The following is a 23,949-nucleotide window of genomic DNA, read 5'->3' on the forward strand; positions in this document are numbered from 1 at the left end:
CTGCAACCGATGTCAGACAATCTGGCGGGCGGTGCAAGGATGATCGGCATGCCCGGAACGAACCTGACGCGCGAAGAGGCCACCGCCCGAGCCGCGCTGATCGACGTGACCTCCTACACCGTCGACCTCGACCTCACCCAGGCCGAGCGCGACGGCGTCGAGACCTTCGGCTCCACCACCACGCTGCGCTTCACCTGCCGCGAGCCGGGGGCCGAGACGTTCGCCGACCTGGTCGACGCGACCATCGAGGAGATCACCCTCAACGGTGTCGCGCTCGACCCGTCCCAGGTCTACGCCGACAGCCGGATCACGCTCGCCGGCCTGGAGGCCGAGAACGAGCTGGTGGTCCGCGCCACCTGCGCCTACTCGCACACCGGTGAGGGGCTGCACCACTTCGTCGACCCGGCCGACGGCCGCGTCTACCTCTACTCGCAGTTCGAGGTGCCGGACGCCCGCCGCGTGTTCACGACGTTCGAGCAGCCCGACCTCAAGTCGGTGTTCACGTTCAACGTCACCGCGCCGGCGCACTGGAAGGTCGTCTCCAACGCCGCCACGCCCGAGCCGGTGCCCGCGGCCGAGACGGGCTTCGCGGTCTGGAGCTTCCCGGAGACCAAGCGGATGTCGACGTACATCACCTGCGTGGTGGCGGGCGACTACTACGAGGTGCAGGACGTCTACCGCGGCAAGCACGGGGACATCCCGCTCGGTCACTACGCGCGGCAGTCGCTCAAGGAGGCGCTCGACGCGCACCGCGAGGAGATCGTGCTGCTGACCCAGCAGGGCTTCGCCTTCTTCGAGGACGCCTTCGACTCGCCCTACCCGTTCGGCAAGTACGACCAGCTCTACGTGCCGGAGTACAATATGGGCGCGATGGAGAACGCCGGGGCGATCACCATCAAGGACGAGTACATCCCGCGCTCGCGGATGGCGAAGTCGATCTATGAGTTCCGCGCCTCGCTGATCCACCACGAGATGGCGCACATGTGGTTCGGCGACCTGGTCACCATGAAGTGGTGGAACGACCTGTGGCTCAACGAGTCGTTCGCCGAGTGGGCCTGCTACCACAGCATCGCCGAGTCGACGTCCTACACCGACGCCTGGACCGGCTTCGCCAACGCGCGCAAGCAGCGCGGCTACCGCGAGGACCAGCTGCCGAGCACCCACCCGATCGCCGCGGAGATCCCCGACCTGCACGCGATCGAGACGAACTTCGACATGGTCACCTACGCCAAGGGCGCGTCGGTCCTCAAGCAGCTCGTCGCGTGGGTGGGCCAGGAGCCGTTCTTCGAGGGCCTGCGGGGCTACTTCCGTGACCACGCGTGGGGCAACACCGTCTTCGACGACCTGCTCGACGCGCTGGAGAAGGCGTCCGGCCGGGAGCTGAGCGGCTGGGCCCAGGAGTGGCTCCGCACCGCCGGCACCAACACGCTGGCGCCGGAGTTCGACGTCGCCGAGGACGGCACCTACGGCGCGTTCGCCGTACGGCAGTCGGCGCCGGCGGAGCACCCGACGCTGCGCCGGCACCGCATCGGCATCGGCCTCTACGACCTGGACGGCGAGGGCCGGCCGGTGCGCCGCGAGTACGTCGAGGTCGACATCGCCGGCGAGCGGACCGAGCTGCCCGAGCTGGTCGGCAAGCGCCGGCCCGACCTGTTGCTGCTCAACGACGGCGACCTGACCTTCGCGAAGATCCGGCTCGACGAGCAGTCCCTGCGGACCGCCGTCGCCAGCCTCTCCCGGCTCGAGGACTCCCTTGCCCGCGCTCTGGTGTGGGGCGCCGCGTGGGACATGACCCGCGACGCCGAGATGTCCGCGACCGAGTACGTCGAGCTGGTGCTGGCGAACTTCGCGGCCGAGACCGACGCCTGGGCGATCAGCATGCTGCCGGCGTTCGCGTTCCAGGCCGTCAACCAGTACAGCGCGCCGGAGCACCGCGCCGCGCTGCGCACCCGCTGGGAGCGCGGCGTGCGCGAGCTGCTGGGCGGTGCCGAGCCGGCGAGCGAGCAGCAGCTGAGCCTCGCCCGGGCCTTCGCGGGCATCGCCCACTCCCCTGAGGCGGTCGCCGACCTGCGCGGGCTCCTCGACGGGACCCTGGAGATCGACGGCCTGGCCGTCGACCAGGACCTCCGGTGGCTGCTGATCAACAACCTCGCGCGCCTCGGCGAGGACGAGGACCGGATCGCGGCCGAGCTCGAGCGCGACAACACGATCATGGGCCAGGAGAAGGCGGCCGGTGCCCGCGCCGCGCGGCCGACCGCGGAGGCGAAGGCCGAGGGCTGGCGACTGGCGATGCTCGACGGCGCGACGCCGAACGAGACGGCGCTCGCCGTGGTGATGTCCTTCCCGCGCATCGGGCAGGAGGACGTGCTGGCGCCGTACGTCGACCGCTACCTCGAGGCCGTCCCCGGCATCTGGGACCGGCTCGGCGCCCACCGGGCGCAGAAGGCCCTCGAGTTCATCTTCCCGCGCGTGCTCGCCACCCAGGAGACGCTGGACAAGGTCGACGCCTGGCTCGCCGCCGGCACCGACGGCCTCAACCCCGGCGCGGTCCGCTACGTCCGCGAGGCCCGCTCCGACGTCGCCCGGGCCCTCGCCGCCCAGCAGAAGGACGCCGAGTAGGCCCCTCCGCCCGACCGAGAAGGGGCCCCGGCCCGGTCGAGAAGGGGGTCCGGCTCGGTTGAGTGGGGCCCACTCGACCGGGCGTCGGGGCCCACTCGACGATGGATCAGGAGCGGGCGTGGTCGGCCAGGAGGCGGATGCCGCGGGTGAGACCGCCCGCGAGGTCGCCGTCGGCGAACGACCGCGACATCTCCTCGACCGCGAGTGACGACTCGTCGTCGGTGAGGTTGCGGCGGACGTAGCCGCCGGTGACGACCTCGAGCGCCTTGCGCTCGGGATCGACCATGATCAGGATGCTGCGCGCAGGCGCGACCAGCGTGTTGTGCAGGCTGGTCGCGAACGCCCGGGTGTCGCCGCCGTCGACGGGGCCGACGTAGACGGAGATCTCGGCGCGACACGCCTGCTCGGCGGCGCGGATCGTCGCGTCCAGGGCGGCGCGGTCCTTCGCGCTCAGGCTCATCGCCACGCCTGCTCCCCTCCGGCCTGACTACCAGGTGCCGCCGGCGCCGCCGGCCTGGGAGCCCTCGGAGTCGGGCGCAGCCAGCTCGCCGGCCGCCTTGCGGGGGCCGCCCAGCCACTGGGCCTCCTCCTCGGCGCCGTGCGGCGACAGCGACTCGCCGCGGGCGAGGGACGGACCCATCACCATCGCGCCGATCACGATCATCATCAGCACCGGGATGCCGACGAACAGCAGCAGCACCTGCAGGAAGTCGACCGACGGGGCCGTCGGCCAGCTGGTGGGCGGGTCGGCGGAGGCCGGCCCGGCAAGCAGCACGGGGACCACGAGGCCGGCCGAGATGGCACTGACAGCGGCGATTGCGCGGCGAACGGCGTGACTGGTCACGGGGCAAAGGCTATCGGTCCCGCGCGCCGTCCGGCACCTCGGCCCGTCCCCGCGTCCGCGGCGACCGCTTTGGTTCACTGGGGCCGTGCCGACGACCCTGCTGTCCCTCCCCCTGACCTCGACCTGTGCCGAAGGCCAGCGTGTCTGCAGGCTCTTCTACGACTGGACCGGCAACGCAGACCTCGCGGACTGGGCCGACGTCCTGATCGGGAAGCCGCTGGCGATCCTGGCGCTGGTCCTGCTGGGCCTGCTGATCCGCTGGGTCCTGCAGCGCATCGTGGACCGGATCGCCCGCCGCGCGGAGCACGGCGTACTGCCGGAGCGCTCGGACAGCCCGGCGACCGCACGGCGCCGGCAGCGGGCGAAGACGATGGCCGGGGTGCTGAACAGCATCATCACGGTCGTGCTGCTCGCGGTGATCGGCACGATGATCCTCGACCAGCTGGGCGTGAACATCGCGCCGATCATCGCCAGTGCCGGCATCATCGGCCTGGCCCTCGGCTTCGGCGCCCAGTCGCTCGTGAAGGACTTCCTCGCCGGCATCTTCATCTTCCTCGAGGACCAGTACGGCGTCGGTGACGTCGTCGACGTCGGAGAGGCGTCCGGCACGGTCGAGGTGGTGACCCTGCGGATGACCCGGCTGCGCGACCTCGACGGCACGGTCTGGTACGTCCCGAACGGCGAGATCCTGCGGGTCGGCAACAAGAGCCAGAACTGGGCGCGCGCCGTCGTGGACGTCGGCGTCGGGTACGGCGCCGACCTGGTGCGCGTGCAACGGGTACTGCGCGAGATCGCCCACGACCTGTGGGAGGACGAGGACTACCGCGACGTGATCATCGAGGAGCCGGAGGTGACCGGCGTGGAGACGATGTCCCCCGACGGCATCACGGTGCGGGTGCTGGTCAAGACCGCACCGCTGCAGCAGTGGGCGGTCGCCCGCGCGCTGCGCCAGCGGATCAAGTCCCGGTTCGACCACGAGGGCATCGAGGTGCCGTTCACCCAGCGGGTGATCTGGCAGCGGGACGACAGCGGGGGTGCCGAGGCCGAGGCCACCACCGACCCGGGATGATGGACCGGTGACCGGGGAGCAGACGTTCTACGAGGAGATCGGCGGCTTCGAGACCTTCCGGCGGATCGTCGCGAGGTTCTACGAGGGCGTGGCCGAGGACGAGGTGCTGCGACCCCTCTACCCCGAGGAGGACCTCGGCCCGGCGGAGGAGCGGTTCCTGCACTTCCTCGTGCAGTACTGGGGTGGCCCGACGACGTACTCCGAGCGGCGCGGGCACCCGCGCCTGCGGATGCGGCACGCTCCGTTCGCGGTGGACAGCAAGGCGCGGGAGCACTGGCTGATGCACTTCCGCGAGGCGCTCGACTCGGTCGGGCTGACCCCGGAGCAGGACGCCCAGTTCTGGGAGTACGTCACGCACGCCGCGACCTTCATGGTGAACACGCCGGGTTGAGCACGGTCCCGGCTTCCCGGGACGGCGGTCTAGACCGCTCGGCGAATCTGCGAGCGCAGGTAACGACCGCCCCGCCCCGCGACAGGTAGCAGGTGTGAGGCGCCGGACACCCCACATTCCGACGCCTCCCCTGCGTCCGGCGACCCCCCTGTCCCCGGGGTCGCCGGACGCCACGAAGGACCGGTGGTGCTCAGGGTCGCCCGGCGGGTGCTGACGAGGCTTCCCCGGCCCCGGGCACCGCGCTGAGCAGCCGCTCCCGGTACGCCGCCGGCGGCTCGACGGCCCGCTGGCTGGCACCGTCGAAGAAGACCAGCGCCACCCGCGCCCGCGCGAGCACCCGCTCGTCGTCGAGGATCTCCGACTCCACCGTGAGCGAGCGGTTGCCCACCCGGGCGATCTGGGTCCAGCAGTCGTAGGGCTCGGCACGGAGCAGGATCGGCGCGAGGTAGTCCACGTCGGCCTGCGCGACGACCACCTGGATGGGCGGCACGTCGGTCAGGCCCCGGCCGAGGGCGCTGAACAGCCGGATCCGCGCCTCCTGGAAGTACTCGAAGTACACGACGTTGTTGACGTGCCGGTAGACGTCGACGTCGGAGAACCGCACGTGCACCGGGTAGTGGCCCTCGGGTGTGCGTGCCACCCGGAACGGCTCCGGCCGCTCGACCGGGTCGGCCGGCTCGACGTACGCCGACAGCGCCGCGCGCTCCTCCTCGCTGAGCCGTCGTGGCCGCTCCTCGTCGAGGCGGTAGGGCGCCAGCAGCGTCGTCGCCCGCAGGTAGACGGTGCGGGTGCCGTCGGCGGCCTCGTGGAACACCTCGTAGGACATCGAGAAGGACCCGTGGCGGACCCGGGTGACCCAGCACTCGATCAGCACCGGGCGCAGGCGGAAGCCGAGCGGGGCCAGGTAGGTGACCTCGTGCCGGATCACGATGATGCCGTCCGCGGGGTCGTCGCCCGGCCCGGTGGCGCCGCTCGCCTCGCGGTGGGCACGGAGGAGGTCGAGCCGCGCCTCCTGCAGGTAGTCGACGTACCGGACGTTGTTGACGTGGCCGAGCAGGTCCAGATCGGCCCAGCGCAGGGGGCAGACATAACGGTGCCGCACGCGAGGCATGGTGTCAGACACCTCACGTGGACCGGCCACTGCAACCGGTTCCACTGCCACTAGGCTGACCGCCGTCCGCCTCCGCGATCGCAAGGAGCTCCTCATGCCCGAGGCCGTCATCGTCGCCGCCGCCCGGTCCGCCATCGGACGCGCCAACAAGGGCTCGTTGAAGGACTTCCGGCCCGACGACCTCGCAGCGACGATCGTGAGGGCCGCGCTGGACAAGGTCCCGGCGCTCGACCCCAACAGCGTCGACGACCTCTACCTCGGCTGCGGCCTGCCGGGCGGCGAGTCCGGCAACAACATGGCCAAGATCGTCAACACGATCAACGACATGGACCTGGTGCCGGGCGCGACGATCACCCGCTACTGCGCCTCCTCGGTCCAGACCACGCGGATGGCGTTCCACGCCATCAAGGCAGGCGAGGGCGACGTCTTCATCAGCGCCGGGGTGGAGACGGTCTCGCGGTTCGCCAAGGGCACCTCCGACCACTGGCCGGACACCCACAACCACCTCTTCGACGAGGCCAAGGCGCGCACCGAGAAGACGGCCGAGACCAACGAGAAGTGGCACGACCCGCGCGAGGACGGGGTCCTCCCTGACGCCTACATCGCCATGGGCCAGACCGCCGAGAACGTCGCCACGATGCGCGGTCTGGACCGCAAGGAGCTCGACGAGTTCGCCGTCCGGTCACAGAACCTCGCCGAGAAGGCCATCGCGGACGGCTTCTGGGCCCGCGAGATCACGCCGGTCACCGCCCCCGACGGCACGGTCGTCTCCGCCGACGACGGCCCCCGCGCCGGCGTCACCTACGAGAAGATCGCCGGGCTCGACCCGGTGTTCCGCCCGGGTGGCGTGGTCACCGCCGGCAACTGCTGCCCGCTCAACGACGGCGCCGCGGCGGTCGTGATCATGTCCGACACCAAGGCCGCCGAGCTCGGCCTCACCCCGCTCGCCCGGATCGTCTCCACGGGCGTCAGCGGCCTGTCCCCCGAGATCATGGGTCTCGGTCCGGTCGAGGCCACCAAGCGTGCGCTGGCCCACGCCGGCATGAGCATCGGCGACATCGACCTGGTCGAGATCAACGAGGCCTTCGCTGCGCAGGTGGTGCCGTCCTACCAGGACCTCGGCATCGACCTCGACCGGCTCAACGTCAACGGCGGCGCGATCGCGGTGGGCCACCCGTTCGGCATGACCGGCGCCCGGCTCCAGAACACGATGCTCAACTCGCTGGACTGGCACGACAAGACCACCGGGCTGATCACGATGTGCGTCGGCGGCGGGCAGGGCATGGCGCTGATCCTGGAGCGGCTCGGCTGAGTCGTACACTGCCCGGATGGACGGGCAGGCTCGGGAGTCGACACGCGACGCCTGGACGGAGCGCGAGCCGCGCTGGCTCGATGCCGAGCAGCAGCACTGCTGGCGCGCCCTCCTGCTCGGCACGACCCTGCTGCTCGACCGGCTCGACGAGGACCTGCGCCGTCAGCACGGCATCTCGATGGCCGAGTACGAGATCCTGGTCCGCCTCTCGGAGTCCGGCGGCGAGCTCCGGATGGCGCGCCTCGCCGACTCGCTTGCCCACAGCCGCAGCCGGGTCACCCACACCGTGAAGCGGATGGAGGCCAGCGGCCTCGTGTCGCGCTGCGACTCCCCCGACGACGGCCGCGGCGTCCTCTGCCAGCTGACCGACCGTGGCGACCTGCTGCTCCGCAACGTGGCCCCCAGCCACGTCGCCAGCGTGCGCGCCTACCTGGTGGACCTCGTCGACCCCGACGACTTCGCCGCCGTCGGCCGCGTCATGGACGCCGTGAGCGACCACCTCATCGGCGACCACCCCGAGCGCGAGCTGCGCTAGCGATCAGTCTCTGGTCAGGCGCCGGTGGGTGACCCGGTGCGGGCGGGCCGCGTCGGCACCGAGCCGCTCGACCTTGTTCTCCTCGTAGGACGCGAAGTTCCCCTCGAACCAGAACCACTTCGCCTCGTTCTCGTCGTCGCCCTCCCACGCGAGGATGTGGGTCGCGACCCGGTCGAGGAACCACCGGTCGTGCGAGGTGACCACCGCACAGCCCGGGAAGTCGAGCAGCGCGTCCTCGAGCGAGGACAGGGTCTCGACGTCGAGGTCGTTGGTGGGCTCGTCGAGGATCAGCATGTTGCCGCCCTGCTTGAGCGTGAGCGCGAGGTTCAGACGGTTGCGCTCACCGCCCGACAGCACGCCGGCCTTCTTCTGCTGGTCCGGCCCCTTGAACCCGAACGACGCGACGTAGGCGCGTGAGTTCATCTCGAAGTTCGCGACCTTGATGTGGTCGAGCCCGTCGGAGACGACCTCCCAGACGTTCTTGTTGGGGTCGATGCCGCCGCGGCTCTGGTCGACGTAGGAGATCTTGACCGTCTGGCCGACGTTGAGCTCGCCCGAGTCCGGCTCCTCGCTGCCGGTGATCATCCGGAACAGCGTGGTCTTGCCGACGCCGTTGGGGCCGATGATGCCGACGATGCCGGCGCGCGGCAGCGTGAACGACACGTCGTCCCACAGCGTGCGGCCCTCGAAGCCCTTGGTGAGCCCCTTCACCTCGAGGACGACGTCACCGAGACGCGGGCCGGGCGGGATGTTGATGTCGGCGGTGTCGATCTTGCGGGCGCGGTCGGCCTCGGCGGCGAGCTCCTCGTAGCGCGCGAGGCGGGAGCGGCTCTTGGTCTGCCGCGCCTTGGCGTTGGAGCGGACCCACTCCAGCTCCTTCTCGAGCATCTTGGCGCGCTTGGCGTCCTTCTGCCCCTCGATCTTCAGGCGGTCCTTCTTGGTCTCCAGGTAGGTGGAGTAGTTGCCCTCGTAGCCGTGGATCTGGCCGCGGTCGACCTCGGCGATCCACTCGGCGACGTTGTCGAGGAAGTAGCGGTCGTGGGTGACGGCGAGCACGGCGCCGGGGTAGGACTTGAGGTGGCCCTCGAGCCACTGCACCGACTCGGCGTCGAGGTGGTTGGTGGGCTCGTCGAGGAGCAGCAGGTCGGGCTGCTGGAGCAGCAGCTTGCAGAGCGCGACCCGGCGGCGCTCGCCACCGGAGAGGTTGTCGACCAGCGCGTCCGACGGCGGGCAGCGCAGCGCGTCCATCGCCTGCTCGAGCCGGCTGTCGATGTCCCAGGCGTTGGAGTTGTCGAGGAAGGTCTGCAGCTCGCCGGTCTCCGCCATCAGGGCGTCCTGGTCGGCGTCGGGCTCGCCCATCTCCATGTAGGCGTCCTCGAGCCGCTTCATCTTCGACTTGATCTCGCCGACGGCCTCCTCGACGTTCTCGAGCACCGTCTTGCCCTCGGTCAGCGGCGGCTCCTGCTGGAGCATGCCGACCGTCGCGCCGGGGTCGAGGATGGCGTCGCCGTTGTTGGGCTGGTCGAGCCCGGCCATGATCTTGAGCAGCGAGGACTTGCCCGCCCCGTTGGGTCCGACGACACCGATCTTCGCCCCGTGCAGGAACGAGAGGGTCACGTTGTCGAGGACGACCTTGTCGCCATGGGCCTTGCGCACGTTGCGCAGGGTGAACACGTACTCAGCCATGCCCACGAGCCTAGTGGCGGGCGGCCGGTTCCCCCGCTTCGGGGATGACCGCCCACCCGGCCACGGACCTCAGGCGGCAGGCTCCTCGCGCTGCCGCTCCGGCTCCGGCTCGCTGCCCGCCCGTTCCGCGCCCGGAACTCCCCACGACGACGGGATGTCGGCCTCGCTCGGCTCCTCCCGGCGCGACTCGTTGCGCGGCTGGACCGCCCCGACGGTCCGGCTGAACGAGGTGATGCCGAGGTTGAGGTCGTGACCGACGGCGAAGGCCTCCAGCTCCAGCGACGTCACCTCGATCCCGTCGCGGTTGGTGAACGTGCGCTGGCTGAGCCGGCCGTGGACCAGGACCGGGTCGCCCTTGTGGACCGAGCGCTGGCAGTGCGCGCCCAGCTGCCGCCAGGCGGACACCCCGAACCACTGGGACTCACCGTCGATCCACTCCCCGGTCGCTCGCTTGTAGCGGCGGGGCGTGTGGGCCACCCGGAACCGGGTGACCGAGCCGTCGCCGGCCGGGTAGGTCTGCGGGTCGGTGCCGACCCAACCCTGGATGGTGACGATCGCGTCGCTGGACATGTGGACTCCTCTCGCTGCGGTCGCGGGCGCGACCGGTCGCCGAGGAGTCCACTGCGGGAGTCCGACACTGCGGAGCCGGCCGCGGCCGGCCCTGTGGAGAACGTGCTCGCGGGCGCCACCTGTGGACGGTTGGTGGCTCCGTCGGTGCCCGGGGAGGTGCGGGTCAGCGCAGCGCGGCGCCGACGCCGGTCCGGAAGGCGGTGTAGGCCCGCAGCTCCTGGTCGACCGGCCGGACGACCGTCGGCTCGAGGGCCTTCGACACCACGTCCTGGAGCCGGTCGGCGGCCTCCGCGGAGCGGGCGTGGGCCAGGCGCGTGACCAGCAGCCGCGCGACGAGGGCGAGCAGCAGCCCCAGCAGGAGGGCGGCCGCGAACGCGAAGCCGGGCAGCGGGACGCCCGCGACGTCGGGCGGGGAGCCGAGATCGCCCGAGAGCTCGACGAGGTCGAGCCCGGTCACCGCCCACCACGCGCCGGCGACGACGGCGACGAGCAGCAGCACCCACTGGACCACCCGCAGCAGCGGCACCCAGGCCGGCACGCGGTCGAGCCCGAGGTCGACGCCGGACAGGCTGGCGTCGAGCTGGTCGCCGAGCTCGGGGAGCCGCGCGGTCGCGGCCCCGGTCACCGCGTGCGCCCACGGTGCGGTGAGCCCCTCGCTGACCTCGTCGGCGAGGCTGCGCACCTCGGTGTCGACGACGGACCGCTGCACACCCTCGACCGACGGCCGGGGCGGCGTGCTCCCCCAGAACGGCGCCAGCGGCGGCCACGTGGTGGCCCGGCCGGCGCGGGCACGGACGTTCCGCTCGACACCCGCGGTCGCGGCCGGCACCCCGGCAGCCTCGCCGACCGATGCCTCGAGCTGCTGCACGCGCCGCGCGCTGAGCTCGCGCGTGGGCGCCGTGCCACCGGCCTCCTCCAGCCGCCGGGCGGCGTTCGCGAGGTCGGCCTCGGCACGCGCCGTCGTGCTCCGCTTGGCGTCGACCCGGGCCACGATCTCGGCGCGCAGGTCCTCGACGCCGAGGCCGGCGCGGGCGCTGATCGGGATCACCTTCACGTCCGGGAGCCCGTCGGCCGCGAGCAGGCGGCGTACGTCGTCGACCATCGCCTGCCGCCGGTCCTCCGGGACGGTGTCGATGTGGTTGAGGACGACCAGCATGACGTCCTGATGGGTGGTGAACGGCGCGAAGTAGCGGTCGTGGATCGCCGCGTCGGCGTACTTCTGCGGGTCCAGGATCCAGACGAGCAGGTCCGCGAGGACGACCAGCCGGTCCACCTCGAGGTGGTGGGAGAGCTCGGTGGAGTCGTGGTCGGGCAGGTCCATGAGGACCACGCCGTCGAGCACCCGGTCGTCCTGCCGGGTGTCGAGCATCGAGTCGCGCATCGTCTGGTGCCGCGGCGGGATGCCGAGCCAGTCGAGGACCTCCTGCGCTCCCTCGGTGCCGAACACGCACGCGGTCGCCCACGAGGTCGTGGGCCGCCGAACGCCGGTCGACGACAGCTCGAGGCCGGTGAGCGCGTTGTACGTCGACGACTTGCCCGAACCGGTCGCGCCCGCGATGGCGACGACGGTGTGCCGCGCCGAGAGCCGCAGCCGGTCGGCCGCGCGGGTGGAGCCGGTCTCGATGTCGTCGAGCAGCGCCGGGTCCAGGCGGCCGCGGGCGGCGGCGAGCGCCGACTCCAGCCCGCTGATCCGGTTGCCGATGACGGTGCCCGCGGTCGCCATCCGGCGCACCTGCGTCTGCTCCTGGGCCGCCACGTCGGCGTCGGCTCCAGGCACGCTGGTACTGCTCACAGATGTCCTCCAGGACCGGTTCGCCTCGCAGCAGCGAACCGCAGGTCGTCGACGCGGCGGGCCGCCTCGCGTAGGTTCTCGCCGGCCTCGGGCTTCAGCTCCCACTGGTCGGCAGGGGCAAGGTATCGAGCGCGCTCCCCCGCGAGCAAAGCCTCGAGCCGCGGCCGCAGCCGGTCGCGGGCGGTCGCCACCAGCTCGCTGGTCGCCTGCTGGCCCACGAGCGTCGCCAGGATCTCGCGACCCCGGCGCACCGAGTCCTCGGCCGGGTCGTCTCCCGCCAGCGCCAGGACGGCGACCGTCACGCCCAGCCCACGCACGCCGAAGGCCAGGAACCGCGCGGTGTTCCGCACGTCGCCGCTCGCGACCCGGACCAGCTCCTGCAGCTCCTCGACCCAGGCGGTCACCTCCAGGGAGGTACGGCGACGCAGGTCCCGCGAGGCGCGGGTGAGCTGCGCGCACGGTCCGCCCGGCGCGACGAGCGCAGCGCCGTAGTCGGTCGTCTCCCAGGCCTTCGCGGCCGCCGCGGCGGCGCGCTCGGCGCGCTCGACGATCAGCGTCTCCAGCCCGGTCTCGACCGCGACCGCGACCCGCTCGGCCTGCTGCGGCTTGCCCTTGATGGCGTTGACCAGCCGGTCGCGCACGAAGCCGACCTTGGCCTCCAGGGAGCTGAGCAGCTCGCCGCTGCCGACGTACTCCCTCCAGCGCACCAGCAGGTCGCCGTTGAGGAGGGTGCCGTCGGTGGTCGCGTGGGCGAGCTCGCGGACGGCGACGTCGTACTGCTCGTCGGCCAGGCGCAGCAGTCCGCCGACGGCCCCGACCTGCTCGGTCGCCGCGTCGGCGATCGGGTAGACCCGGTAGGTGATGGTGCGGATCGCGCCCTCGACCGTCTGGTTCACGATCGCCTGCCGCGCCGCGGCGTCGTGGGCGAGCGCCTCGAGCCAGGTCCGGATCTCGGCGACGTGGCCGGCCGGCAGCAGGCCGTCGTCGTCGACCGGGCCCTCCGCGACGCCGAACAGGGGCGAGTCCTTGAGGCCGCGCGCCGACATCATCCGCGCCAGGTGCGTGGAGACGGTCTGCACGGCGTCCGCGGGCGTCCGGTCGAGCACCATCGCCACGGCGGTCGACCGCTCGGCCGCCTGCTTGAGGTACTCCCACGGGACCTGGTCGGAGTAGCGCGCGGCCGAGGTGACGAACAGCCAGAGGTCGGCGGCGGCGAGCAGCTGCCCGGCCAGGATCCGGTTCCGCTCCTCCACCGAGTCGACGTCGGGCGCGTCGAGGATGGCGAGCCCGGCAGGGATGGCGTCGGTCGCCACCAGCTGGATCGAGTCGGGGTCGTCGGTCGCGTGGTCGACGCGCTTGAGCTCGGGCAGCAGCCGGTCGGGGCCGAACCACGCGCCGTCGTCGGGGTGGTGCACGAGCACGGGCGATCGCGTCGTCGGGCGGAGCACGCCGGGCGCGGTCACGCGGTGGCCCACGAGCGAGTTGACCAGCGTCGACTTGCCGGCTCCGGTCGAGCCGCCCACGACCGCCAGCAGCGGCGCCTCCAGCGACATCAGCCGCGGGATCACGTAGTCCTCGAGCTGGTCGATGATCATCGCCCGCGCCTCTCGCAGCGGTGCGGCCCCCGGGAGGTCGAGCGGCAGCGGCGCGGCCTGGAGGGCGCCGCGCAGCCGCACCGTCTCGGTGAGCATCTTCCCGTCGGAGAGGACGTCCTTGGTGTGCTTCATCGCTGCGGCACCACCTGTCCGGGGAAGGCGAACCGCGGCCGGACCGCGGCGATGCGCGCCACGAAGTCCTGGCCTCGTGCCTGCCAGTCGCGCGGCGCGGTCCCGCGCAGCAGCCGGCTGTGCAGGAACCCGAGCTCGACCGCCGCCTGCTGGTAGTCCGCCACGGCGCGCTCCGCGTCGCGGCCGCCCGCGCCCCGAGCGTGTCGCCGGGCGAGCCGGCGAGCACGCAGGTCGACGACCCACCCGATGTCGGTGGCCGGGATCAGACCGCGGGCCGCTGCGTCCTGCAGGCTCTCGGTGAGCATCCGCCGCTCCCAGTTGCGCGCCCAGATCGCCATCGACACCAAGCCGACGAAGACGGGCAGCATGAGGACGAGGTAGACGAGCACGAAGCTCCCGAAGCCGTAGATCGTGGACGAGTTCCAGACGCCGTGCGCGAGTGCCGCGCACAGGTAGCCGCCGAGCGGCGCGAGCACCCTGACCGCCGGCCTCCGCGAGCCGATGGCGATGCCGATGCCGATCCCGGTGAACGAGGTGAACAGGGGGTGCGCGAACGGGCTGAACAGGCAGCGGATGACGAAGGTCCCGGTCACGCCCGCGAGACCGCCGGGCGCCGTGCCGTCCGTCCCGTTGTACGCCGCCGCGAGGTAGAGGATGTTCTCGGTGAACGCGAAGCCGATGCCGACCATCCCGGCGTAGACGAGGCCGTCGAGGATGCCGTCGACCTCTGCGCGTCGCCACCACAGCAGGAGGAACAGGAACAGACCCTTGGTCGCCTCCTCGGTCAGCGGGGCGACGACCGCGAGCGACGCGTTGTCGCTCAGGCCCGCGAGGACGCCACCGACGCCGTCGATCACCACGGCCGTGGCGGTCGCGACGAACGCCCCCCAGAGCAGCGCCATGACCAGCAGCGACTTCGGCTCTGGCTCGTAGCGGTCGAGCCACATGTACGCCGCCACCACCGGCCCGACGGGTACCGCGGCGAAGCCCGTGGCGAGGAGCACGGTCCCGGGCGCGCCCGCGAACCCGAGCAGGAACAGCATCACGGCAGCGCAGAGCACCACCGTCACGGTCACCACGACCGTGAAGGCAACGCTGTCGCGGCGTACCGGGGGCATGGCCGAAGCCTATCGGGACGCTCTCCTTTGCCCGGTTCTGCCCGCTGCCCGCGGAAGTTAGAGTGATGTGGTGAACGAGAACTCGCCCTCGAACCAGCCCAAGACCGAGGTCCACGACCCCTCGGTGCCCGAGGCGTACGCCGCGTTCATGCGCACCGGCTGGGCGGAGCGCACGAGGGACGTCCCGCGGCACCCGATCGCGCCCCGCGCGGCCGAGCGCCGCGCCCGGCTGGCGGCCACCTTCCCGGGCGAGCGGCTGGTGCTCCCGGCAGGCGGCTTCAAGGTCCGGGCCGCCGACACCGACTACCGGTTCCGCCCCGACACCGCGCACACCTACTTCAGCGGCAACCAGACCAGCGACGCCGTGCTCGTCGTCGAGCCCGACGGCGAGGCCGCGCTGTACGCCCGCCCGCGTGCCGGCCGCGACAGCGACGAGTTCTTCCGCGACCGGCAGTACGGCGCCCTGTGGGTCGGCCCCCGGCCGTCCCTGGAGGAGCTCGAGGCCGCGCTCGGCCTGCCCGTGCACCACGTCGACGAGCTCGCCGCCGTCCTGGAGACCACGGCGAAGACCCGGGTCCACCGCGGCCTGTCGGCCGAGGTCGACCGGATGGTGGCCGAGGACGAGAACCGCGACGAGGAGCTGGCCCGGGTCGCCTCGGAGATGCGGCTGGTCAAGGACGAGTGGGAGCTGGCCGAGCTGCAGGCCGCGTGCGACGCGACCACGCTCGGCTTCGAGGACTCGGTCCGCGAGTGGGACCGCGTCCTCGAGTACGGCGAGCGCTGGCTCGAGGGCACCTTCTTCCGTCGGGCACGGGCCATGGGCAACGACCTCGGCTACGACTCGATCGTCGCCGGCGGCGCCCACGCCACCACCCTGCACTGGATCGACAACACCGGCCCGATCACGCCCGGCGAGCTGGTGCTGCTCGACATGGGTGTCGAGGGCCGCAACCTCTACACCGCCGACGTCACCCGGACGCTCCCCGTGAGCGGCACCTACACGCCGGTCCAGCGCGACCTCTACTCCCTCGTCCTGCGGGCCCAGGAGGCCGGGATGGCCGCCCTCGGCCCCGGCGAGCGGTTCCTCGCCGGCCACGACGCTGCCATGGCGGTCCTTGCCGAGGGCCTGTCCGACCTGGGCCTGCTGCCGGTCTCGGTCGACGAGGCGCTCTCCCCCGACTCCAAGGTCTACGCCCGCTGGACCCTGCACGGCACCAGCCACATGCTCGGCATGGACGTCCACGACTGCGGCCGCGCCGCGCCGGCCTCCTACCGCGACGGCACCCTCGCCGAGGGCATGGTGCTCACCGTCGAGCCGGGCCTCTACTTCCAGGAGGACGACCTGCTCGTCCCCGAGGAGCTGCGCGGCATCGGCATCAGGATCGAGGACGACGTCGTCGTCACCGCCGACGGCGTGCGCAACCTCTCCGCCGGACTCCCCCGCTCGCCGGAGGACGTCGAGGAGTGGATGGCCCGCCTGAGATGATGCGGGCGCACCATGCCCAGCACCAGGCCCCCGTGGCGCAACGGATAGCGCAGCGAGCTTCTACCTCGTAGGTTGCAGGTTCGAATCCTGCCGGGGGTGCTTCCGGCTTCGGCGCGCCTCCGCGCCCCGGCGGACCGCAGAGCCCAGAATCGCAACTGGCCCTGCGGTGTATGAGTCCGCAGGGCCTCATGCTTTTTGGTGGGGTCCCCTGCGCGAGGTGTTGCGCACGTCACGCGGTATGACGCGAGCGGTGTCCGGGTAGTTCCGGGTCGGCAGTAGACGCGAGCCGGAATCTCGGGACGGCGGAGTCGACTACGACCAGCTCCCTCCCTCCCTCGAGAAAGACCCCGTCATGAAGAAGAGGCTTCTTGCTGCCCTCGTGGTCATGGGGACCACCGCAGCGCTCACCCAGACCGTCGCCAGCCCCGCGCAGGCCGCGCCCGACAAGCCGAAGAAGCTCGTCTGCGACAACACGATGGACGACCCCTACACCGGGACCTACGCCAGCGTCCGGGTGCCCAAGGGCGCCTCGTGCTACCTCGACGGCGCGACCGTCAACGGCAACCTGATGGCCCTCCACGGAGCCGTGGACGTCTACGTGATCAACACCGACGTCAAGCGCAACATCAAGGTGCGCGGCGCGACCCGCGACGTGAAGGTGGGCCCCGAGGACTGCCGGTTCGACCCGCCGGTGGGCAACAACATCATGGTCACCCGCTCCCACAACGTGGCGATCTGCCTGACGACCGTCGACAACAACCTCACGCTCAGCCGCAACGACGGCCGCCTGATGCTGCGCGGCAACGTCGTGGGCAACAACATCCGGGTCACCAAGAACCTGCCCTACAACCGGCAGCCCGGCGACGGCCAGCACCCGAACATCGCCACCATCCGGGTCTACCGGAACACCGCCGAGAGCCACATCGTGGTCCGGGACAACTCCGACCGGCCGCTCCGTCTGCTCAACAACACCCCCGAGCCGCGCACCTGACGGACCGGTGGGGCCGAGCGCATCTCAGGGGCGCTCGGCCCCACCGGCGGGCGCGACGACGTAGGCGTCGATCTCGCTCAGCAGCCGCGTCCGTACGTCGTCCGGCGCCCACGAGGCCCGCACGCCCGCCCGCGCCAGCTCTGCGATGCCGGCCTCGTCGAGGTCGAGCAGCCGGGCGGCGACGTCGTACTCCTGGTTCAGCGTCGTGTTGAACATCGGCGGGTCGTCGGAGTTGATCGTGACGGTCACGCCGGCGTCGACGAACAGCGGCAGCGGGTGCTCGTCGAGCGAGGCGACGGCGCGGGTGGCGACGTTGGAGGACGGGCAGACCTCGAGCGGGATGCCGGCGTCGGCGAGGTGGGCGAGCAGCTCCGGGTCCTGGGCGGCGGAGGTGCCGTGCCCGATCCGCTCGGCACCGAGGTCGCGCAGCGCGGCCCAGATCGTCTCCGGTCCGGTGGTCTCGCCGGCGTGCGGCACCGACCGGAGGCCGGCGGCGCGGGCGGCGTCGAAGTACGGCTTGAACTGCGCGCGGTCGACGCCGATCTCCGGCCCGCCGAGCCCGAAGCCGATCAGCCCGTCGCCGCCGTGGTCGAGCGCGAACCGCAGGGTCTCCTCGGCCGCCGGCACGCCCGCCTCGCCCGGGATGTCGTAGATCCAGCGCATCACGATCCCGAGCTCACGCTCGGCGGCGAGCCGGGCGTCCTCGATCGCCTCCGTGTAGGCCTCGATCGTCATCCCACGGTCCGGGTCGTGCGGCAGCACCGACGTGTACGGCGTGCAGGTCAGCTCGACGTACCGCACCATCTGCGTGGTTGCGAGCTCGCGGGCGACCTCGTAGGTCAGGTAGCGGATGTCGTCGGGCGTGCGGATCAGGTCGACGACCGCGAGGTAGACCTCGATGAAGTGCGCGAAGTCGTGGAACTCGAAGAACCGGCGCAGCTCGTCCGGGTCGCTCGGCACCGTGCCCGGGTGCCGGGCGGCGAGCTCGCTGACCATCCGCGGCGACGCGGACCCGACGTGGTGGACGTGCAGCTCGGCCTTGGGCAGGCCCGCGACGAAGTCGCTCACCCCACCTCCTGGAGCAGCTGGGTCGCGAGGTCGTCGACGGTCGAGAACCCGGTCTGGAGCTTGCCGTCGACCAGCACCGTCGGCGTCGACTTCACGCCGGCCTTCTGCGCCGCCGCGGTGGCCTGGTCGACGAAGTCCTGCTGACCGCCGTTCTCGATGTCGTCCTTCACCTGGCTCTCGGATGCGCCGGCCTGGACGGCCAGCGCGAGGAGGTCGTCGTCCGACGGGAACGGGCCGGACTCCGACGGCTGGTTCTCGTAGAGCAGGTCGTGCATCTTCTTGGCGGCCTCGGGCCCTGCACTGTCGAGCACGGCCGCGAACGCGTTGAGGCTGCGCTCGGAGTAGGACTCGGGGTTGCCGCCGCCGAGCAGGTCGAACGGGCGGTACTCCACCTGCACCTTCCCGTCGGCCGCGAGCTCGGCGAGCTTCGCGTGCGTCTGGTGCTCCAGCTCGCCGCAGAACGGGCAGAGGAAGTCCTCGTAGATCACGACGGTGTGCGGCGCGCTGTCCGGCCCGATCGTGACGCCGTTGGCACTGCTGCCGGCGGGCGGGACCGCGGACTCCAGGTCGCTCTGCTGCTTGTCGCTCTGCAGCTTCGACACCAGGATCGCGCCGCCGACGATCAGCACCATCGCGGCGAGCACCGCGCCGATGGTGATCAGGCGCCGGCGGTTCTCCCGCCGCTGCTGCTCCTCGCGGAGAGCCGCGGCCGTGGCGGCGCGCTTCTGGGACTTGGACATGCCGTCGCTCATGCGTGCGACCTTTCCGGGAAGAGGATCCTGTCCACGGCCACGCGCGTGCGCGGGACCAGGACGACGTACGCCGAGAGCAGGAGCAGGCCCGAGTCACGGGCGATCTCCCACGGGTACTTCGCCGACGCGTCGGGGTCGAACCCGCCACCCCCGAAGCAACCGCAGTCGATCTCGATACCGCGCGACCAGACCGACACGATGCCGATGATGAACGCGACGAACAGCAGGCCGGACACGACGGCGGCGCCACGGGTGAGCACCCCCAGGATCAGCGCCAGTCCGACGACCAGCTCGAGCGCGGGCAGCGTGAGGGCGACCGGCTCGACGAGCGAGCCGGGCAGCAGCTCGTAGGCGCGGACGGCGGCGATGCTCGTGTCGGGACTGGTGACCTTGAGCGCACCGGCGACCAGCCAGACCGCGCCGGTCACCAGCCGGGCGACCAGTCCCGCCCACTCGTGCACCGCTCCCTTCATGGACGGTGAGCGTAGGCGACGGCCCTGAGCGAAGACTGAGGGGGCAAGGCGGTCCGGGGTTCGGCGTAGGGTGCCGCTCGTGAGTGAGCGACTGGTCTGGATCGACTGTGAGATGACCGGCCTCGACCTCGGCGCGGACGCGCTGATCGAGGTCGCGGCGCTGGTGACCGACTTCGACCTCAACGTGCTCGGCGACGGCGTCGACATCATCATCAAGCCGCCGGCCGAGGCCCTGGACCAGATGATCGACTTCGTCCGCAACATGCACGAGAGCTCGGGCCTGCTCGAGGAGCTCTCCGCCGGTATCACGCTCGAGGAGGCCGAGCAGCAGGTCCTCGCCTACATCCAGGAGCACTGCTCCTCCGAGAGCCGGCCGCCGCTGGCCGGCAACACCGTCGGCACCGACCGGGGGTTCCTGGCCAGGGACATGCCGAACCTGGACGCGTTCCTGCACTACCGGATCGTCGACGTCTCCTCGATCAAGGAGCTGGCCCGCCGCTGGTATCCGCGCGCCTACTTCGGCTCGCCCACCAAGCGCGGCAACCACCGTGCGCTCGTCGACATCCAGGAGAGCATCGAGGAGCTGCGCTACTACCGGGACACGATCTTCGTGCCGCTCCCGGGACCGGACTCCGAGACCGCCCGGCTCGCCGCGGAGCGCCACGGCGGGTCGATCACGGGGCTGACCGGGGACACCGATTCTGCCGCCGGGTCCTGATCCGTCTACACTCTTGCCCGGCCCGAGCGCTCGCGCGCGACGGGTTCATGGTGGGCGTAGCTCAGCTGGTAGAGCATCGCGTTGTGGTCGCGAGGGTCGCGGGTTCAAGCCCCGTCGCTCACCCCAGTTCAGACAGCCGGATCCGCGAGGGTCCGGCTGTCGGCGTTTTACAACTGGTCTTCCTCACCGCGAATTCTCTGACTAAGGTCAGAGGATGACCACGACCGAGGTGCTCCGGCGCTTCAACCGCACCTACACGCAGCGGATCGGGGTGCTCGACGAGTCCTTCCTCGGCACCGGCCGGCCGCTCGGCGTCAGCCGCCTGCTGTTCGAGATCGGCGCGAACCCGGACGGTACGACGATCCGCGACCTGCGCGAGCGGCTCGACCTCGACAGCGGCCACCTCTCCCGCATGCTCCGGCGCCTCGAGCAGGACGGCCTGGTCGCGACCGAGCCCGACCCTGCCGACCAGCGGCGCCGGCTGGTGCGGCTCACCGCGGCGGGCAGCGCTGCCCGCCGAGACCTGGACAGCCGCTCCGAGGAGCTCGCCGCGCGGCTGGTCGCGCCGCTCACGGACCGGCAGCGGAAGCGGCTCACCGAGGCACTCGCGACCGCCGACCTGCTCGTGCGGGCGGCCACGATCCGTCTGCGCGTGGTCCCGCCGGGCGACCCGGTGGGCCGCGAGGCGCTCGGGCGCTACCTCGCCGAGATCGACGAGCGGTTCCCGACCGGCTACCGCGCCGACGGCCCGGTCGGCGAGGAGCCCGGGTCGACCTACGTGCTGGCGACCAGCGACGGCGGGCCGGTGGCCTACGGCGGCATCCGGCCGACCGGCCAGGACGCCGTCTGGGAGATCAAGCGAATGTGGGTCCACCGCGACTGGCGCGGCGCCGGGCTCGGCTCCCGGATGCTGCGGCACCTCGAGGGGCTCGCCCGCGAGCGCGGGTGCACCCGACTGGTGCTGGACACCAACGAGGTGCTCGCCGAGGCGATCGCGATGTACGAGCGCTCCGGCTACGACGCGATCCCCCGCTACCCGGGCAGCGACCCGCACGCCACACACTTCTTCGCGAGGTCGCTCGCCTGAGCATCAGCCGCCCAGGACGGGCAGGGTGACCGGACCGGTCGGTCCGAAGCCCTTGTCCTCCTCGACGGTGAAGGTGACCTCCTTGGTGCCCGCAGGGAACGCGGTCGGGAAGGCCAGCTCGCCGGTCCGCTCCTCCTGCATCGCGAACGGCACTGTGCCGAGCGCTTTGCCGCCCGCGGTCGCGGTGACCGTGCCCGAGCACCCACCGTCGCCGGTGCCACAGCCGATCTGGATGGTCGCGGCGCCGTGCGGGTCCGGCTTGACGCTGGTGCTGAGCACGCTCAGCACCGACTCGAAGCTGTGACCGGTGGGCGCGTCGTCACCGTTGGGGTCGAAGCAGCCGTCGAACTCGTAGGCCGGGTTGTAGACCTCGTCACCCTTCGCGTCGGTGATGGTCTGGTACCCCAGCAGCTTGCTCGAGCCGCTCGCCGTGTAGCAGCCGTTGCTGTGGATGTTGAGCTCGAACTTCCCGTAGCCCTCGGGCGGCATCGGGACGTTGGGGTCCGTCCAGCTCATCAGGCAGATCCAGTCGCCACCGGGGCCTACGTCGGGGTGGTCCGGGCCGCCCTTGTCGCACATCGCCGTCGCGTCGAGCGACGCGGCCGTCAGGCCGGTGTGGCCGAGCAGGTCGGCCTGCTGGAGGTAGATGTTGGAGAACACCTGTGGCAGGGAGCGCTCGACGCGCGCCTTGGTGACGATGCTGTCGCCGCCCGTGGCGACGACGGCCGACCCGATGCCGAGGACGACGGCCAGGACGGCCACTGACGTGATGACGATGCGGCGCATGTCAGCCTCCCGTGATGTCGCGACGGCGGAGCAGGACGAAGGCGGCGGCGAGCGTGGCGACGCACCACAGGCCGCACGTGAGCAGCCCCTCCTTCATCGGGCCGATGAACTGCGGGGCGGTCATCAGGCCGTGCCATGCCTCGTAGGGCGTGGTGAGCAGGAACGGGCGGATCGCCTCGACACCACCGAGGGACCCGACCATCTGCATGACCATGCCGAGCACGACCGGGGCCGCGATGCCCACGGCGGCGTTCCGGCTCCACACCGAGAGCAGGATCGCCAAGCAGGTGAACCCGAGCGTCGCCGGCAGCATGCTGAGCCAGCTCTCGGAGACCAGCCGGAGGGCGGCGCTGGACGGGATCACCTGGCCGGTCAGGCCGGTCAGCGGCTGGTGGCCGACGACCAGCACGCTCGCTGCCGTCGTCGAGACGGCCACGACGGCGAGCGTGAGCACCGCGAAGCCGAGCGCGGCGACGACCTTCGCACCGAACAGGCGGCTACGGCTCGCCGACCGCGTGAGCACGGTCTTCCATGTTCCCTGCTGGTCCTCGCTTGCGAAGATGTCGCCCGCGACGATCGCCGTCAGGAGCGGGAGCACCCACTGCGACGCGAAGCCGAGGATCAGCAGCGCGAGCGCGAACCCGTTGTCGAGCGCGTAGCGCCCGAACAAGGAGTCCTTCGGCGGCCGGCTCTGGCCGCGCATGACGAAGACCACGACGACGGGCGCGATCGCCCCCGCGAGCAGGACGGAACGGGTGCGCCACTGGGCAACGAGCTTGCGGACCTCCCAGCGCAGCACGCCGAGCGCGGGCCGGCGACGGGAGGCCGCCCGAGCATCCGCGGCGATCGGTTCGGCCAGGTGCGCGGTCATGCCGTCACCGCCTCGGGCGAGGCATCGGCGTCGGTCAGCATGAAGAAGAGCGCCTCGAGAGGGGTGCGGGTCGGCGTGAGGGCGAGCAGTCCGAGCTCGTTGCGCACCAGGTCGGCGACGTACGACGACACCGCGAGCTGCTGGCCGGTGGCGACCAGGCCGCCTTCGGCGTGGTCGCGCTCGACCCGGACCGCGGGGTGTGCAGCGGCCACGGCCATCGCCCGCTCGTCGTCGGTCGTCCGCAGGACGTGGCCGGGATCGGGCGCCATCGCACGCAGGTCGGCGATCGTCCCGTGGAAGGCGACCGTCCCCCGCCGCATGATCGTGACGTTGTCGCAGATCTCCTCGACCTCGTCCATGTGGTGCGAGCTGAGCAGCACGGTGAGGCCGCTCTCCGCCAGTCGCTTGACCAGCGCCCGCATGTCTCGGATGCCCGCGGGGTCCAGGCCGTTGGCGGGCTCGTCGAGGATCAGCAGGCGCGGTCGCCGCAGCAGGCTGGCGGCCACGCCGAGCCGCTGCCGCATGCCGTAGGAGTAGCCCCGCACCTTCTCGTGGGCCCGGTCGGCGAGGTCGACGACCTCGAGCACCTCGTCGACCAGGCCGCGCGGAGCACCGCCGTCGAGAAGCGCCAGGCCCTCGAGGTTCTGACGACCGGTGAGGTACCCGTAGAAACCCGGGCTCTCGATGAAGCCGGCGACGCCGTCCAGTGCATGGACCCCGTCCGCGGCCCAGGTGCGGCCGAAGATGCTGATGCTCCCGGCGTCCGGGCGGATCAGCCCGAAGAGCATCCGGAGGAAGGTGGTCTTCCCGGCCCCGTTGGGCCCCAGGACGCCGTAGACCTCCCCCGGCGCGACCTGCAGCGTGATGCTGTCGACGGCGCGCAGCGACCCGAACGACTTGGTGACGCCGCGCGCGTCGACGGCGAGCTCATCGGTCATGGTCG

The 23,949-nt window shown here is 71.7% G+C and carries 23 protein-coding genes and 2 tRNA genes; 11 read left to right on the forward strand and 14 right to left on the reverse strand.

Annotated features, from left to right (window positions below):
* Window positions 1–48 precede the first annotated feature (48 nt).
* Window positions 49–2,619: an aminopeptidase N gene (pepN, locus tag ABD709_RS15035; protein WP_344776824.1), complete on the forward strand. Its 2,571-nt coding sequence runs from the start codon at window positions 49–51 to the stop codon at window positions 2,617–2,619.
* Between the two features lie 106 nt (window positions 2,620–2,725).
* On the opposite strand, the gene ABD709_RS15040 is transcribed toward pepN, so the two are convergent.
* Both ABD709_RS15040 and ABD709_RS15045 read right to left on the reverse strand, forming a co-directional pair.
* Entirely contained in the window at window positions 2,726–3,079 is a 354-nt protein-coding gene (locus tag ABD709_RS15040; protein ID WP_344776915.1) for a DUF5130 family protein, read from the reverse strand.
* 27 nt (window positions 3,080–3,106) lie between these two features.
* Window positions 3,107–3,463, reverse strand: coding sequence for a hypothetical protein (locus ABD709_RS15045; protein ID WP_344776826.1), 357 nt, complete (start codon window positions 3,461–3,463; stop codon window positions 3,107–3,109).
* A gap of 85 nt (window positions 3,464–3,548) precedes the next feature.
* Here ABD709_RS15045 and ABD709_RS15050 point away from each other — a divergent pair, with 85 nt between their 5' ends.
* Complete coding sequence (locus ABD709_RS15050) at window positions 3,549–4,532, forward strand: mechanosensitive ion channel family protein (RefSeq protein ID WP_344776828.1); 984 nt, start codon at window positions 3,549–3,551, stop codon at window positions 4,530–4,532.
* Between the two features lie 7 nt (window positions 4,533–4,539).
* Window positions 4,540–4,923 carry a globin gene (locus ABD709_RS15055; protein ID WP_344776830.1) on the forward strand — a complete coding sequence of 128 codons (384 nt, stop codon included), beginning with the start codon at window positions 4,540–4,542 and terminating at the stop codon, window positions 4,921–4,923.
* 190 nt (window positions 4,924–5,113) lie between these two features.
* Here ABD709_RS15055 and ABD709_RS15060 read toward each other — a convergent pair whose 3' ends face one another.
* Window positions 5,114–6,025, reverse strand: a complete 912-nt coding sequence (locus tag ABD709_RS15060) for an acyl-CoA thioesterase (RefSeq protein WP_344776832.1) — start codon at window positions 6,023–6,025, stop codon at window positions 5,114–5,116.
* Window positions 6,026–6,128: 103 nt separating this feature from the next.
* Here ABD709_RS15060 and ABD709_RS15065 point away from each other — a divergent pair, with 103 nt between their 5' ends.
* Window positions 6,129–7,346 (forward strand): acetyl-CoA C-acetyltransferase, encoded by a 1,218-nt coding sequence (locus tag ABD709_RS15065; RefSeq protein ID WP_344776834.1) that lies wholly within the window; start codon window positions 6,129–6,131, stop codon window positions 7,344–7,346.
* A gap of 16 nt (window positions 7,347–7,362) precedes the next feature.
* Entirely contained in the window at window positions 7,363–7,881 is a 519-nt protein-coding gene (locus tag ABD709_RS15070; RefSeq protein WP_344776836.1) for a MarR family winged helix-turn-helix transcriptional regulator, read from the forward strand.
* A 3-nt stretch (window positions 7,882–7,884) separates the two neighbouring features.
* On the opposite strand, the gene ettA is transcribed toward ABD709_RS15070, so the two are convergent.
* The 5 genes from ettA to ABD709_RS15095 all read right to left on the reverse strand — a co-directional run bounded on the left by ettA (window position 7,885) and on the right by ABD709_RS15095 (window position 14,774).
* Entirely contained in the window at window positions 7,885–9,567 is a 1,683-nt protein-coding gene (ettA, locus tag ABD709_RS15075) for an energy-dependent translational throttle protein EttA (protein WP_344776838.1), read from the reverse strand.
* Window positions 9,568–9,636: 69 nt separating this feature from the next.
* On the reverse strand, window positions 9,637–10,137 hold the full coding sequence (locus ABD709_RS15080; RefSeq protein WP_344776840.1) for a single-stranded DNA-binding protein: 501 nt from the start codon (window positions 10,135–10,137) through the stop codon (window positions 9,637–9,639).
* Between the two features lie 163 nt (window positions 10,138–10,300).
* Window positions 10,301–11,914, reverse strand: a complete 1,614-nt coding sequence (locus ABD709_RS15085; protein WP_344776842.1) for a GTPase — start codon at window positions 11,912–11,914, stop codon at window positions 10,301–10,303.
* Between the two features lie 11 nt (window positions 11,915–11,925).
* Window positions 11,926–13,656 carry a dynamin family protein gene (locus ABD709_RS15090; RefSeq protein ID WP_344776844.1) on the reverse strand — a complete coding sequence of 577 codons (1,731 nt, stop codon included), beginning with the start codon at window positions 13,654–13,656 and terminating at the stop codon, window positions 11,926–11,928.
* A complete protein-coding gene (locus ABD709_RS15095) occupies window positions 13,653–14,774 on the reverse strand; it encodes a PrsW family intramembrane metalloprotease (RefSeq protein WP_344776846.1) in 1,122 nt (373 codons plus the stop codon). The genes ABD709_RS15090 and ABD709_RS15095 overlap by 4 nt, the downstream gene beginning before the upstream one ends.
* Before the next feature lie 70 nt (window positions 14,775–14,844).
* Between ABD709_RS15095 and ABD709_RS15100 the strand changes: the two genes are divergently transcribed.
* The 3 genes from ABD709_RS15100 to ABD709_RS15110 all read left to right on the forward strand — a co-directional run bounded on the left by ABD709_RS15100 (window position 14,845) and on the right by ABD709_RS15110 (window position 17,251).
* On the forward strand, window positions 14,845–16,260 hold the full coding sequence (locus tag ABD709_RS15100) for an aminopeptidase P family protein (RefSeq protein ID WP_344776848.1): 1,416 nt from the start codon (window positions 14,845–14,847) through the stop codon (window positions 16,258–16,260).
* A gap of 26 nt (window positions 16,261–16,286) precedes the next feature.
* A tRNA-Arg gene (locus ABD709_RS15105) sits at window positions 16,287–16,359 on the forward strand.
* Window positions 16,360–16,645: 286 nt separating this feature from the next.
* The gene (locus ABD709_RS15110; protein WP_344776850.1) at window positions 16,646–17,251 is read left to right on the forward strand and encodes a hypothetical protein; all 606 of its coding nucleotides are present in this window, start codon (window positions 16,646–16,648) and stop codon (window positions 17,249–17,251) included.
* Window positions 17,252–17,275: 24 nt separating this feature from the next.
* On the opposite strand, the gene ABD709_RS15115 is transcribed toward ABD709_RS15110, so the two are convergent.
* Genes ABD709_RS15115 through ABD709_RS15125 form a run of 3 tightly spaced genes read right to left on the reverse strand, consistent with a single transcriptional unit; the run spans window position 17,276 to window position 19,544 of the window.
* The gene (locus ABD709_RS15115; protein ID WP_344776852.1) at window positions 17,276–18,319 is read right to left on the reverse strand and encodes an adenosine deaminase; all 1,044 of its coding nucleotides are present in this window, start codon (window positions 18,317–18,319) and stop codon (window positions 17,276–17,278) included.
* Window positions 18,316–19,071: a DsbA family protein gene (locus tag ABD709_RS15120; RefSeq protein ID WP_344776854.1), complete on the reverse strand. Its 756-nt coding sequence runs from the start codon at window positions 19,069–19,071 to the stop codon at window positions 18,316–18,318. Before ABD709_RS15120 ends, ABD709_RS15115 begins: the two co-directional genes overlap by 4 nt.
* Entirely contained in the window at window positions 19,068–19,544 is a 477-nt protein-coding gene (locus ABD709_RS15125; protein ID WP_344776856.1) for a DoxX family protein, read from the reverse strand. Before ABD709_RS15125 ends, ABD709_RS15120 begins: the two co-directional genes overlap by 4 nt.
* Window positions 19,545–19,623: 79 nt before the next feature.
* Between ABD709_RS15125 and orn the strand changes: the two genes are divergently transcribed.
* The 3 genes from orn to ABD709_RS15140 all read left to right on the forward strand — a co-directional run bounded on the left by orn (window position 19,624) and on the right by ABD709_RS15140 (window position 21,349).
* A complete protein-coding gene (orn, locus tag ABD709_RS15130) occupies window positions 19,624–20,262 on the forward strand; it encodes an oligoribonuclease (protein ID WP_344776858.1) in 639 nt (212 codons plus the stop codon).
* A 50-nt stretch (window positions 20,263–20,312) separates the two neighbouring features.
* Window positions 20,313–20,388, forward strand: a tRNA-His gene (locus ABD709_RS15135).
* A gap of 88 nt (window positions 20,389–20,476) precedes the next feature.
* Complete coding sequence (locus ABD709_RS15140) at window positions 20,477–21,349, forward strand: GNAT family N-acetyltransferase (RefSeq protein ID WP_344776860.1); 873 nt, start codon at window positions 20,477–20,479, stop codon at window positions 21,347–21,349.
* A 3-nt stretch (window positions 21,350–21,352) separates the two neighbouring features.
* Here ABD709_RS15140 and ABD709_RS15145 read toward each other — a convergent pair whose 3' ends face one another.
* Genes ABD709_RS15145 through ABD709_RS15155 form a run of 3 tightly spaced genes read right to left on the reverse strand, consistent with a single transcriptional unit; the run spans window position 21,353 to window position 23,944 of the window.
* Window positions 21,353–22,135 (reverse strand): hypothetical protein, encoded by a 783-nt coding sequence (locus ABD709_RS15145; RefSeq protein WP_344776862.1) that lies wholly within the window; start codon window positions 22,133–22,135, stop codon window positions 21,353–21,355.
* Between the two features lies 1 nt (window position 22,136).
* The gene (locus tag ABD709_RS15150) at window positions 22,137–23,006 is read right to left on the reverse strand and encodes an ABC transporter permease (protein WP_344776864.1); all 870 of its coding nucleotides are present in this window, start codon (window positions 23,004–23,006) and stop codon (window positions 22,137–22,139) included.
* Window positions 23,003–23,944 (reverse strand): ABC transporter ATP-binding protein, encoded by a 942-nt coding sequence (locus tag ABD709_RS15155; RefSeq protein WP_344776867.1) that lies wholly within the window; start codon window positions 23,942–23,944, stop codon window positions 23,003–23,005. The genes ABD709_RS15150 and ABD709_RS15155 overlap by 4 nt, the downstream gene beginning before the upstream one ends.
* Window positions 23,945–23,949: the final 5 nt, after the last annotated feature.

This window comes from Nocardioides panacisoli (assembly GCF_039537325.1).
In the GTDB taxonomy this organism is placed as follows: Bacteria; Actinomycetota; Actinomycetes; order Propionibacteriales; family Nocardioidaceae; genus Nocardioides; species Nocardioides panacisoli.